The organism is Sediminibacillus terrae, assembly GCF_009602435.1.
Lineage (GTDB): Bacteria > Bacillota > Bacilli > Bacillales > Amphibacillaceae > Sediminibacillus > Sediminibacillus terrae.
Map to the genome: position 1 here is coordinate 1 of NZ_VZDQ01000006.1, position 13,333 is coordinate 13,333.

The window sequence follows — 13,333 nt, forward strand, 5'->3', positions numbered from 1 at the left end:
AGGCCTGGTGGCAATAGCGGAGAGGCCACACCTGTTCCCATGCCGAACACAGCAGTTAAGCTCTCCAGCGCCCATGGTAGTTGGGGCTTTGCCCCTGCGAGAGTAGGACGCCGCCAGGCAAAACAAAAACACCCTTGAATGAGTTCAAACTCGCTCAAGGGTGTTTTTTTATGTTATGTGAATACCCGGTTTTCAGGAAATGGAGAATACGAGCAAAAGTTGACTCTATATTGAGAGTATATAAAGCATAAAGTTTTATGGCAGAAAACGGGTTCATTTATTGAAATCGCTATTTTTATGGATGGAGCTTTCGGTAAAGAAAAATTGAATTGAAAAATCAAACCACCACCTTTGGCAGAGGAGCAAAGTTTTCCCAAAGAGCCGACTGAATTTAAAATAGAAACAATCATTCCCATTCCTTATCATTACATAAGATAAGAGAAAGCCTGATTTCGATTTGCCAGTAACGGGTACTAAATACACAAGAAGAAGGGGGAAGTCGAGTGCAATTATCAAGTTTGATTCATGAAGATTTTACACTAATGGTAATCCGTTTATTTGTAGCCTTGCTGCTGTCAGGCTTAATAGGATTTGAAAGAGAATGGAATAACCACGCTGCAGGATTCCGGACCCATATTTTAGTAGGGGTGGGTTCTTGTTTAATGATGCTTTTATCCATATATGGTTTTGAAACCTTTATGGAGAAATATGATAATGTCCGTTTTGATCCTGCACGTATCCCTTCTTACGTGATTAGCGGAATAGGCTTTTTGGGTGCCGGTACAATAATGGTGCATGGAATCAACATCCGTGGTTTGACGACTGCAGCCTCCATTTGGGCAGTCGCCGGACTTGGCCTGGTGGTGGGAGCGGGGATGTATAGCCTGGCAGGAGTAGCGACGTTCATCATCCTGCTTAGTTTGGTACTCTTGCAACAAGTAGAAAGACTATTTTTAAACAAACGGGCAAATCTCCATTTTGAATTAATTGTTGAGGAAGGTTTGAAAATTGAAAGCCTGCTCCGTATTTTTGAAAAATATCAATCGAAAATCGAAAAGATGGAAGTAGAAAGAGCAGAGGACGATGCAAGGAGTTTGTTTATCGAACTGGAAAACAAAACTCAAATTGATAAGTACGAATTGATTGAAGAGATGTCTTCTCTCGAACACCTAAAAAGAGTAAAAGAGATTTGAAGGAATTATCCCTTAAAAGAAGAAGCTTTATAAAAGACAGGGTAAAAAAACATTATATAGAAGTTTATCCACTATTTTTAAGGAGAAGATATTTACTGAACTTTTTTATTTGCATCCCAGGAAAAGATGAGTATAATAAAAGTAAAGTCAAAGATAGTCAAAGTCAAAGCTGAGGAGGGGAGGGCAAATGAGTAACATATCTGATGTAATCGAGCGTTACTTAAAAGAAATTCTGCGAGAGAATAATAAAAATGCAGTGGAAATCAAAAGAAGTGAAATAGCGAACCAGTTCCAGTGTGTACCCTCTCAGATAAATTATGTGATTAAAACCCGCTTTACAGTGGAAAGGGGCTATATAGTCGAAAGTAAGCGCGGAGGCGGAGGGTATATTCGCATAATTAGAATTGAAAATGAAGATAAAGCGAAATTGATCGATGATATTATGAAAATGATCCAACCTGCGGTAACACAGCAGGCCGCTGTGGATATATTGGAGCGAATGCTGGAGGAAGAGTTGATCACAAAGCGTGAGGCAAAAATGATGGCAAGTGCCATCGATCGAAGCACTCTTGCCTTTCAACTGCCAGTTCGTGACGAGATCCGGTCCCGCATTATGACTGCAATGCTTTCAACTTTAAAATATTAGGCAAAAGGGGGAGTTGGCATGGAGTGCCAAGAATGCCATGAACGTCCAGCTACCTTGCATTTTTCCAAGATTGTGAATGGTAATAAAACTGAAATACATGTCTGCGAGTATTGTGCGAAAGAAAAAGGGTATATGGGATACGAAGATGACGCATACTCCCTGCACAATTTATTATCTGGTTTGTTTAATTTCGACGGAGCATCGGGTCTTAATGAACAGCATGCGAGCAGTAGACCTTCCGAACAAAGGCTCACCTGCCCAAAATGCGGCATGACTTACCAGGAGTTTGCCAGAGTCGGCAAGTTTGGCTGCGCAGAATGTTATCAAACCTTTTCTGATCGACTAAATCCTGTTTTCCGCCGGGTTCATAGTGGAAACACAACCCATCATGGAAAAATACCTTCCAGAATTGGGAGTGGTATTCAGCAGAAACGGAAGTTAGGCGAGTACCGTGAACAGTTGAAACAATTAATTGCAAATGAAGAGTTTGAAAGCGCTGCTCAAGTGAGAGATAAAATTAAACAATTGGAAAAAGACCTCAGCCGTGACGGGGAAGGTGAGGATGAATGAGCTTACAGCAATTTATGAATGAGGCGATCAGTCCTTGGATGAAGGAGAATGGACCGGATAGCGACATTGTGATGAGCAGTCGTATTCGCCTGGCCAGAAACTTTGAGCAAGTCCCCTTCCCGATCATTGCCAGTGCCGATGAATTGGAGAAAGTGCTTTCGTTTTTTCAGAAGGAGTATGAACATCAGTCTTTTTCCAACTATAACGATTTGGCGCTCGTTAAAATGCGGGATTTGAAGCCAATAGAAAAAAAGGTTTTAGTTGAAAAACATCTCATCAGTCCCCATTTGGCAGAAAACGATGAAGAGGCTGCAGCCCTGATATCGAGCAACGAGCAAGTATCGGTAATGGTAAATGAAGAAGATCATATCCGGATTCAGTTATATTTTCCGGGTTTTCAATTGGAAAAAGCACTTGAACAGGCATTTACCTTTGACGATTGGCTGGAAGAAAGAATCAATTACGCATTCGATGAAAATCGGGGTTACTTGACGAGTTGCCCGACAAATGTCGGAACCGGAATGCGAGCTTCGGTCATGATGCATTTACCGGCATTGGCTCTAACTCAAAAAATCAATCGGATGATTCCGGCAATCAGCCAGCTGGGCCTGGTGGTAAGAGGCATATATGGAGAAGGAAGCGAAGCCATCGGGAACATTTTTCAAATTTCCAATCAAATCACCCTTGGAAAATCGGAAGAGGACATTGTCCAAGACTTGCGGAGTGTTGTCAACCAACTGATCGATCAGGAACGAAAAGCCAGACAGTTACTGGTCGAACAATCGGAATTACAACTTGAAGACAGGGTTTTCCGATCCTACGGCATCCTCCAGCACAGCAGAATCATCGAATCGAAAGAAGCGGCAAAATGCTTGTCGGATGTACAGTTGGGTATTGACGTAGGTTATATCAAGGATATCTCGAAAAGCATTCTGAATGAGTTGATGATATTGTCCCAACCTGGATTTTTGCAGCACTATGCTAAAAGAATGCTTTCAGCAAAAGAAAGGGATGTACTAAGGGCTTCGTTGATCAGAGAACGGTTCAAACTGGAAAATTAATTAATGTAAGGAGGAAGACCTGATATGATGTTTGGTCGATTTACCGAAAGAGCGCAAAAAGTTTTGGCCTTATCCCAGGAAGAAGCGGTCAGGTTAGGGCATAACAATATTGGTACAGAACATATTCTATTAGGATTGGTTAGAGAAGGGGAAGGCATTGCCGCCAAGGCATTAAGCTCTCTCGGACTCGAAACGGAAAAAATCCAGGAAGAAGTAGAACAATTAATCGGACGCGGACAAAAAGTGTCACAGACGATTCATTACACACCGCGGGCCAAGAAAGTCATTGAACTGTCCATGGATGAAGCCAGAAAGCTGGGGCACTCATATGTAGGAACAGAACATATTCTCTTGGGACTCATCCGGGAAGGGGAAGGAGTCGCTGCAAGGGTTCTGAACAACCTTGGAGTCAGCCTGAACAAAGCCAGACAACAAGTATTGCAATTGTTGGGCAGCAATGAATCGGCAGCAGGCCAACACGGCCGTAATGGCTCCCAATCAACTGCCGCCAACACACCGACTTTAGATTCCCTGGCACGGGATTTGACTTCGATTGCCAAGGATGGCAATGTCGATCCGGTTATCGGACGGGGCAAAGAGATTGAACGGGTCATTCAGGTATTGAGCCGTCGTACCAAAAACAACCCCGTATTGATAGGGGAACCAGGTGTCGGTAAAACAGCCGTGGCTGAAGGGCTTGCCCAAAAAATCGTGAACAACGACGTTCCGGAAATATTGCGTGACAAACGGGTCATGACATTGGATATGGGAACAGTCGTAGCCGGTACAAAATACCGCGGTGAATTCGAAGATCGTTTAAAGAAAGTAATGGAGGAAATTCGCCAGGCCGGCAATATCATTTTGTTCATCGATGAACTCCATACATTGATCGGAGCTGGCGGTGCAGAAGGCGCTATAGATGCTTCCAATATCCTGAAACCATCTCTCGCACGTGGAGAATTGCAATGTATCGGAGCGACAACATTGGATGAATACCGGAAGTATATTGAGAAGGATGCAGCACTGGAACGTCGTTTCCAGCCAATCCAAGTAGATGAACCGACAATGGATCAATCCATGCAAATTTTAAGGGGATTGCGTGATCGCTACGAGGCCCACCATCGTGTCACCATTACAGATGAAGCCATCGAAGCTGCCGTCACGTTATCGGATCGTTATATCACCGATCGCTTTTTACCCGACAAAGCCATCGATTTAATTGATGAAGCGGGCTCTAAAGTGCGCCTGCGCTCATATACTGCTCCGCCAAATCTGAAGGATTTAGAACAAAAGCTGGAAGAAGTTCGCAAGGAAAAGGATGCAGCGGTTCAAAGTCAGGAATTCGAAAAAGCAGCATCATTAAGAGACAGCGAACAGCGTTTAAGAGATGAATTGGATCAAACAAAAGAAGAATGGAAGGAGCAGCAGGGTCAAGAAAGCTCGGAAGTGACGGTCGAAGACATTGCCAGTGTTGTTTCAACATGGACGGGTGTCCCGGTTTCCAAGCTTACCAAAGATGAAAGTGAACGGCTGCTCAATATGGAAGAAGTGCTGCATGACAGGGTAATCGGTCAGGAGGAAGCGGTGAAAGCTGTTGCAAAAGCCATCCGTCGTGCCAGGGCCGGATTGAAGGATCCGAAACGCCCAATCGGTTCCTTTATCTTTTTGGGACCTACTGGCGTCGGTAAGACGGAATTGGCACGTGCCTTGGCTGATACGATGTTCGGAGATGAAGAAGCAATGATTCGTATCGATATGTCCGAGTATATGGAAAAACACTCGACATCCCGTCTTGTCGGTTCACCTCCTGGTTACGTCGGTTATGAGGAAGGCGGCCAATTAACGGAAAAAGTACGAAGGAAACCTTATTCCGTTGTGCTGCTTGATGAAATAGAAAAGGCACATCCAGAGGTCTTCAATATTCTTCTTCAGGTACTGGAAGATGGAAGGTTGACCGACTCCAAAGGGAGACTGGTCGATTTCCGAAATACCGTGCTGATTATGACTTCCAACGTAGGTGCCAGTGAATTGAAGCGAAACAAGTATGTCGGTTTCAACCTCGGAGACGAAGATCAAGGCTACAAAGGGATGAGGGATAAAGTGATGGATGAATTGAAAAAGGCATTCCGTCCTGAATTCCTCAATCGGATTGATGAAACGATCGTCTTCCACTCTCTGGAAAGAAAACACATGAATGAAATTGTCACCTTGATGGCAAATGAACTACAAAAAAGGCTGGCAGACCAGGACATTGAGTTCACCTTATCTGACCAAGCGGTGGAAAAAATTGCTAATGAAGGGTTCGACCCGGAATATGGTGCACGCCCGCTTCGTCGTTCGATTCAGAAGAATGTCGAAGATTTACTGTCCGAAGAATTGCTGAAAGAAAAAATTCAAAAAGGGCAAAAAGTCAAAATCGACGTCAACAAAAATGATGAGTTCACCGTTACTGCACAATAAGAAACGCTGTCGGCTAGAGAAAAGCGGAAGGTTCAACCCCTTCCGTTTTTTCATTTCAAAAAAGGTAAATAAATAAAAATTCGGCGGCCATACTGCCATTGCTTCTTAAAAATTCAGCGAAAAAACTTGGGAAAATACACACCCTTCGGAACTTTCGCAGGTGTTCTTGGAGGCTCCGGCGTTTTTTGTGTTTCCAAGGGAAGGGATATTTTTTAATAAATTGATAGAAGTCTGTAACTTGTTCGTTATCTCATTCGTATACAATAGGTGAGGAGAGATTATTTTGGCAAAACGAAAGACAAAGTATGTATGTCAGGAATGTGGATATGAAACCCCCAAGTGGATGGGGAAGTGCCCCAGCTGTCACAAGTGGAACACATTTGTAGAGGAGATGGAAGGATCTTCTTCCTCGAGGCATACATTCCAAGTACCATCTGGATCCAAAACAAAACCAGAAAAAATTACTGCTATCCAATCAGAAGAAGAACCACGGGTTACAACAAAAATGCCGGAGTTCAATCGAGTGCTTGGCGGAGGGATAGTACCTGGCTCGCTGGTTCTGATTGGCGGGGATCCCGGGATCGGGAAGTCGACTCTCTTACTGCAGGTATCTTCCCAGTTGGCAAGAAAACAAATGAATGTATTGTATATATCGGGTGAGGAATCGGCTCGTCAGACTAAGTTGCGGGCGGACCGGCTTGGCGTAACATCGGACAACCTTTACGTGCTCGCCGAAACAAATTTACTGGATATATCCAATCAAATCGAGCAATTGAACCCGTCATTTGTGGTGATTGACTCGATTCAGACTATCTATCGGGAAGAAGTCACCAGCGCTCCCGGCAGTGTTTCGCAAGTGCGGGAATGTACGAGCGAACTCATGCGTATAGCTAAGAGTAAAGGAATACCCATTTTTATCGTCGGCCATGTCACCAAAGAAGGATCGATAGCCGGGCCTAGACTCCTTGAACATATGGTGGATGCCGTCCTTTATTTTGAAGGGGAACGGCATCATACTTTCCGTATCTTAAGAGGGGTGAAAAACCGCTTCGGAAGCACGAATGAAATGGGTATCTTTGAAATGAAAGAGGAAGGCTTGCGTGAAGTGAGCAATCCATCGGAAATTTTCCTCGAAGAACGCTCGCAAGGTGCAGCAGGATCAACCGTGGTTGCTTCCATGGAGGGAAGCAGGCCGGTACTCGTGGAAATCCAGGCACTGATATCTCCCACCAGTTTTGGTAATCCAAGGCGGATGGCCACAGGCATCGATCACAACCGCGTCCCGCTTTTGATGGCTGTTTTAGAAAAACGGGTCGGTCTGATGCTGCAAAATCAGGACGCCTATGTGAAAGTTGCTGGAGGGGTGAAATTAGATGAACCCGCCATTGACCTGGCAGTAGCTGTCAGTATTGCATCCAGCTTCCGTGATCAGGTATCCAGACCGGATGACGTGCTGATCGGTGAGGTGGGACTTACCGGTGAAGTAAGAAGGGTAGCGAGAATCGATCAAAGGGTCCAGGAGGCAGCGAAGCTAGGATTCCAGCGGGCAATTATTCCAGCGAAAAATCTTGATGGATGGACTACGCCGAATAATATTGAAATCGTCGGGGTGAATACAGTTCAAGAAGCCTTAAAAGTGACGCTGGGAGGAAACTAAATGGAATGGCAGGGAAGAAAAGAAGCGAAGGTTATTGAGGCAATGCTGAAGTTTGTAGCGCCTGGTACTCCTATGAGACAGGGCATTGATAATGTATTGAGAGCAAACACAGGGGGCCTGATCGTCGTCGGAAGTCCCGATAAACTCAAAGGGGTTGTCGATGGCGGATTTGCAATAAATGCTTCTTTTTCCCCTGCGAATCTGTATGAATTGGCGAAAATGGACGGGGCCATCCTTCTCAGCGAGGATGCGTCGACCATTCTTTATGCAAATGTTCAACTGATGCCGGAACCGACCATTCCTTCCAAAGAAACGGGAATGCGGCACCGGACGGCTGAACGTGTTGCAAAACAGACAGAAACGCTAGTGATTGCCATTTCAGAAAGAAGAAACGTCATCACTCTATATAACGGCGGTATCCGTTATGCGCTGAAAGAAATGGGCGTTATTTTAACGAAAGCGAATCAAGCGATGCAGACATTGGAAAAATATAAAATCGTGCTTGATCAGACCTTGACCAATCTAGGGGCACTGGAATTCGAAGATTTGGTGACATTAACAGAGATCGTGCAAGTCTTTCACCGGATAGAAATGGTGCTTAGAATCAAAACGGAGATACTTAAATATATTACAGAGTTGGGAACGGAAGGGCGTCTTATTCAATTGCAGCTGACGGAGCTGGTTGCAGATATTGAAGTGGAGGCTGCCCTCATTATAAGGGACTACAGTACGGATTCAGGATTGTCTCCTCAAGAAATGCTGCTAAAAATGCAGGAGGTAGTTTCGGCAGAGCTTACCAGCGAGGAACAAATCATCAAAATGCTGGGATTTAGTCTCGACTCTAAACGCGATGCTATCATTTATCCAAGGGGATACCGGGTTTTAGCCAAGATACCGCGTCTTCCTCACGTAATCATCGATTATCTTATTGATCATTTCGGAGTACTGAACGAAGTAGCCAATGCGTCTACTCAAGAGCTTGTTTCCGTCAATGGGGTCGGGGACGTGAGGGCAAAAAAAATCAAGGACGGGTTGAACAGGCTACAGGAGCAGCTTTTCATCGACAGACATATTTAAGATGGATTGACTATGGTTTGTCACTGTGATAAAATCAATATTTTTGCTCATTTGACTGAATTTGTCAAGTATGTTACTTTGAATTTAGAAATCTGCCTAGAAAGCCAGTCGGCGAAAAGGCGGGTACATTCCATTAGAAAATGAGTTATGGAATACTAAGAAACAATTATTCGGGGATAAATTTTATATACTTGGAGATACTGACTCATAGGAGGTGACCTTGGTGCTGAAAAGAATTGTACAGCTGTTCATCATTATAGCTGGCGGTACTATTGGATATTTGTATATACCAGATTTATTGGATTTGACGGACATTACGAACGGAAACTGGGTTGAGTCACCATATGCGGGTCTAGTATTTGGGGCAATCATTTTATACTTACTATCATTTTGGGTGGTAGATTACATCGTGGACTTTTTGCGATGGGTTGAGGAGACGCTTGTCAAAGCTCCAGTCGGAGACTTGCTGTTCGGAAGTCTCGGATTGATTCTCGGACTTGTAATAGCCTATTTAATCACCATACCAATTTTGGATATTGAGATTAAGCTTGTTTCCCAGGTATTGCCGATATTTGTGACATTTTTATTGGGATACTTCGGTTTCCAAGTCGGTTTTAAACGACGCGACGAATTTTTGAACTTACTGACGATCGCTAGGAAGGAAAAAGAGAAGACGGAAATAGAAGATAGCGATAAAGAATCGAATCTGCAAATGCCAAAGGTGAAAATCCTTGATACCAGCGTGATTATTGACGGTAGAATTGCAGATATCTGTCAGACCAACTTTTTAGAAGGCACGGTATTGATTCCACAGTTTGTATTAGAGGAACTGCAGCATATCGCTGATTCGTCGGATGTCTTGAAACGAAATCGAGGCCGGCGCGGGCTTGACGTTCTCAATCGGATGCAGAAAGAGCTGCCTGTAAACGTGGAGATTTATGAAGGGGATTTTGAAGAAATCCAGGAAGTGGACAGCAAGCTTGTCAAGCTTGCTAAAGTAATCGACGGGGTTGTCGTCACCAATGACTTCAACCTGAACAAAGTGTGTGAGTTCCAGAACGTACAGGTATTGAATATCAATGACCTGGCAAATGCCGTGAAGCCGGTCGTCCTTCCGGGTGAAGAGTTGACTGTACAGGTCATTAAAGACGGGAAGGAACAAAACCAGGGAGTTGCCTATTTGGATGATGGAACGATGATCGTCGTGGAAGAGGGCAAGGAGTACATTGGCAAGACGATTGAAGTGTTAATCACCAGTGTCCTGCAAACTTCTGCCGGCCGAATGATTTTTGCGAAACCAAAATTACTTGAAAAAGCATTATAAAAAAGGTATAACTTATAGAGGAAAACAAAAGTGATAACAGTTCTGTTATCGCTTTTGTTATGAGGGGACTTAAAAAGGCTCCTAGTTCGGAAAACAGTGTAGTGGACAGAAAACCGACTTTGATGATGTCGACATACATAAGAACGGATTGAACAGGGAATCTTCCCTAGATTAAAACTAGGATGATACAATAATGAGGAGTTATCAGGCTATTATACTGGCAGCTGGCCAAGGGAAGCGGATGAAGGCCGGAGAAAACAAACAGTTCATCCACATAAGTGGAAGGCCGCTGATCCTTCATACGCTCGATGTTTTTTTGCGGGATACTTGGTGTACTGCGATTACGTTGGTAGTGAATCCAAAGGAAGAAGAGCGGATGGAAGAGCTGCTGAAATCAGTCTCCTCCCAAAAGGATATCCGCCTGGTAAAGGGTGGAGAAGAACGCCAGCAAAGTGTATTTTCGGGTTTAAAAAGCATGGAGGGATACACCGGGATGGTGTTTATTCATGACGGCGCCCGACCATTCGTGTCCATCGACCATCTTCACGAGCTAGCTGAAACGACGATGGAAAAACATGCGGCATTGTTGGCGGTGCCTGTAACGGACACTATTAAGCAAGTGGTGGATGGGCGTTTGCGGACACTGGACAGAAAAACGCTCTGGGCGGCACAGACTCCGCAAAGTTTCGATTTCGAATTGATTTACCAGATTCATCAGCAGGCAGCAGAACAAGGGCTTCTTGGAACGGACGATGCTTCATTGGCTGAGTATTTCGGCCATCATGTGGGAATCGTACAGGGAAGCTATCATAATATTAAAATCACCACTCCTGAAGACTTGGGGAAAGCACAAGCCTTTTTTGGGAAGTAAGCATAATAACGAGTAAAGGGGATAACGGTCATGTTCCGTGTAGGACAAGGTTTCGATGTCCATCAGTTTGCCGAAGGTCGTCCTTGCATTATCGGCGGAGTGGACATCCCGTATGAGAAAGGGCTTCTGGGCCATTCCGATGCCGATGTATTGCTACATACCATTGCGGACGCATGCTTGGGGGCAATAGGGGAAGGAGATATCGGCAAGCATTTTCCGGATACGGATCCGTCATTTAAAGACGCGGATTCTGAGCGTCTGCTGACACATGTATGGCAGTTGGTCGGGGAACGCGGGTATAAACTGGGCAATCTAGATTGCACGGTCATTGCGCAGGCTCCCAAAATGGCGCCGTACATTGAAGCAATCAGGAGTAACATTTGCCGGATATTGGAAGTGGATATATCGCAAGTGAATGTAAAAGCGACAACTACGGAAAAACTAGGGTTTCCGGGAAGAAAAGAGGGAATTGCTGCGCAGGCCGTCGTGCTGTTGCATAATGATCAACAATAAGCGGTATTAGTGGTAGAATGGGTACAGACGTGAATGCTTGATTATTAGCAGTGTAAGAATAGATTGGTTAACAAAAGGAAGGAGCTCGGCAAGATGACGAACGAAGTAAGGGTGCGCTATGCGCCCAGCCCAACCGGACATTTACATATAGGAAATGCCCGAACTGCTTTATTCAACTATTTATATGCCCGTCATCTGGGCGGTAAATTCATTATCCGTACGGAAGACACGGATGAAAAGAGAAACGTAGCGGGCGGTGAAGAAAGCCAGCTAAGTTACTTGAAATGGCTCGGGATAGAATGGGACGAAGGTGCTGACATTGGCGGGGATTATGGTCCTTACCGGCAGACGGAACGATTGGATTTATATCAAAAGTACGTAGATGAACTGCTGGAAAGAGACCTTGCATACAAATGTTATATGACGTCTGAAGAACTGGAACAAGAGCGGGAAGAACAGCGTGCTAACGGACAAGTCCCGAAATACTCCGGTGCCCACAGCAATCTTTCAGACGAAGAGATTCAGCAATTTGAAGCGGAAGGTCGCCAGCCGAGCATCCGTTTCCGTGTGCCGAAGAATGTTACGTATAAATTCAATGATATCGTTCGCGGCGATATTTCGTTCGATTCCAGTGATTTTGGAGATTGGGTGATCGTAAAGAAGAACGGGATCCCTACCTATAACTTCGCTGTGGCAATTGATGACCATCTAATGAAAATTTCCCATGTGCTTCGCGGAGAAGAGCATATCTCCAATACCCCGAAACAAATGATGATTTTCGATGCGTTTAATTGGGAACCGCCAAAGTTCGGTCATATGACGTTGATTTTGAATGAGAACCGCAAGAAGCTGAGTAAGCGGGACGAACATATCCTGCAATTTATCGAACAATATAAAAATCTTGGTTATTTGCCGGAAGCATTGTTCAATTTTATAACACTGCTGGGCTGGTCCCCGGTTGGAGAAGAAGAATTGTTTACCAAGCAGCAATTCATCGAAATGTTTGACCCGGATCGTTTGTCGACATCACCGGCGATTTTTGATCCGCAGAAATTGAAATGGATGAATAACCAGTACATCAAAAATATCGATTTTGATCATGTTGTGAAGCTGACGTTGCCTCATTTAATTCACGCAGAAAGACTGCCGGCAGAGATGGATAAAGAACAGGAAGACTGGGCGCTGGAATTGATCGGGCTGTACAAGGATCAGTTGAACTATGGAGCGGAAATCGTGGAATTGACTGAGTTGTTTTTTCGTGAAGAAATTCAGTATAGCGAAGAAGCCCTGGAAGTCCTTCGGGAAGAGCAGGTTCCAGAAGTGTTGTCTGTTTTCGCCGATAAGCTTGAAGCGAGTGATGAGTTCACACCGGACGCAATCAAAGCTGAAATCAAAGCGACACAAAAAGAGACAAAACAAAAAGGGAAAAAATTGTTCATGCCGATCCGTGTGGCGACAACCGGCCAGGTTCATGGACCGGAACTGCCTAATTCGATTCATTTGTTAGGGAAAGATACTGTACTGGCGAGACTGCGTTCTGCCGTTGAACAAATCAGTGAGTAAAGCTTCACATTTTCTTTGATTTGTAATATAGTAATACTACAAAATCGAGCGTTGAAGAGGAGAAGTAAAAAACGGCAGGCTTAGAAAGAGAGAATCACCACCGGCTGAAAGTGATTTTAAGCTTCCGTTTTCGAAATGCACCTCTGAGTCCCTTATTGAAACGAGTAGGTAAGGGCGGCTGCCTGCCGTTAACCAGGAACTTGAGTTGGGGGATATTTCCCCAAACAGAGTGGAACCGCGCTTAAGCGTCTCTGTGTATCTATACACAGAGACGCTTTTTTTAAAGATAAGAAAGTTATATAGCGCCTGCCTCAGGGTCTTAATCCAACCTTCTGTGTGACAAATGACCGCCGCTTCAAGGTAGTCTTAAGTTTGTCGGTGCCTGCACGATGCGGGTC

Annotated in this window: 11 protein-coding genes, 1 rRNA gene and 1 other annotated feature; all 12 genes read left to right on the forward strand. The window is 44.6% G+C overall.

Annotated features, from left to right (window positions below; genetic code table 11):
- Positions 1 to 3 precede the first annotated feature (3 nt).
- The 12 genes from rrf to gltX all read left to right on the forward strand — a co-directional run bounded on the left by rrf (position 4) and on the right by gltX (position 12,935).
- A 5S ribosomal RNA gene (gene rrf, locus F6X55_RS02100) occupies positions 4 to 119 on the forward strand.
- A gap of 423 nt (positions 120 to 542) precedes the next feature.
- Complete coding sequence (locus F6X55_RS02105; RefSeq protein ID WP_035426475.1) at positions 543 to 1,193, forward strand: MgtC/SapB family protein; 651 nt, start codon at positions 543 to 545, stop codon at positions 1,191 to 1,193.
- Positions 1,194 to 1,380: 187 nt separating this feature from the next.
- Positions 1,381 to 1,839: a CtsR family transcriptional regulator gene (locus F6X55_RS02110; protein ID WP_026569016.1), complete on the forward strand. Its 459-nt coding sequence runs from the start codon at positions 1,381 to 1,383 to the stop codon at positions 1,837 to 1,839.
- Positions 1,840 to 1,857: 18 nt separating this feature from the next.
- A complete protein-coding gene (locus F6X55_RS02115) occupies positions 1,858 to 2,409 on the forward strand; it encodes a protein-arginine kinase activator protein McsA (RefSeq protein ID WP_026569017.1) in 552 nt (183 codons plus the stop codon).
- Positions 2,406 to 3,470 (forward strand): protein-arginine kinase McsB, encoded by a 1,065-nt coding sequence (locus F6X55_RS02120; protein ID WP_026569018.1) that lies wholly within the window; start codon positions 2,406 to 2,408, stop codon positions 3,468 to 3,470. Before F6X55_RS02115 ends, F6X55_RS02120 begins: the two co-directional genes overlap by 4 nt.
- Before the next feature lie 24 nt (positions 3,471 to 3,494).
- Complete coding sequence (clpC, locus tag F6X55_RS02125) at positions 3,495 to 5,930, forward strand: ATP-dependent protease ATP-binding subunit ClpC (RefSeq protein ID WP_153461781.1); 2,436 nt, start codon at positions 3,495 to 3,497, stop codon at positions 5,928 to 5,930.
- Between the two features lie 283 nt (positions 5,931 to 6,213).
- Positions 6,214 to 7,587, forward strand: coding sequence for a DNA repair protein RadA (gene radA / locus F6X55_RS02130; protein ID WP_026569019.1), 1,374 nt, complete (start codon positions 6,214 to 6,216; stop codon positions 7,585 to 7,587).
- Positions 7,588 to 8,664 (forward strand): DNA integrity scanning diadenylate cyclase DisA, encoded by a 1,077-nt coding sequence (disA, locus tag F6X55_RS02135; protein WP_026569020.1) that lies wholly within the window; start codon positions 7,588 to 7,590, stop codon positions 8,662 to 8,664. It begins immediately after the preceding gene.
- A gap of 223 nt (positions 8,665 to 8,887) precedes the next feature.
- Positions 8,888 to 9,988 (forward strand): PIN/TRAM domain-containing protein, encoded by a 1,101-nt coding sequence (locus F6X55_RS02140; protein ID WP_026569021.1) that lies wholly within the window; start codon positions 8,888 to 8,890, stop codon positions 9,986 to 9,988.
- A gap of 193 nt (positions 9,989 to 10,181) precedes the next feature.
- On the forward strand, positions 10,182 to 10,859 hold the full coding sequence (gene ispD / locus F6X55_RS02145; protein WP_153461783.1) for a 2-C-methyl-D-erythritol 4-phosphate cytidylyltransferase: 678 nt from the start codon (positions 10,182 to 10,184) through the stop codon (positions 10,857 to 10,859).
- Between the two features lie 30 nt (positions 10,860 to 10,889).
- Positions 10,890 to 11,372, forward strand: coding sequence for a 2-C-methyl-D-erythritol 2,4-cyclodiphosphate synthase (ispF, locus tag F6X55_RS02150; protein ID WP_153461785.1), 483 nt, complete (start codon positions 10,890 to 10,892; stop codon positions 11,370 to 11,372).
- A gap of 93 nt (positions 11,373 to 11,465) precedes the next feature.
- Entirely contained in the window at positions 11,466 to 12,935 is a 1,470-nt protein-coding gene (gene gltX / locus F6X55_RS02155) for a glutamate--tRNA ligase (RefSeq protein WP_153461787.1), read from the forward strand.
- Positions 12,936 to 12,977: 42 nt separating this feature from the next.
- Positions 12,978 to 13,191 (forward strand) — a binding site (T-box leader).
- The last annotated feature ends 142 nt before the right edge of the window (positions 13,192 to 13,333 follow it).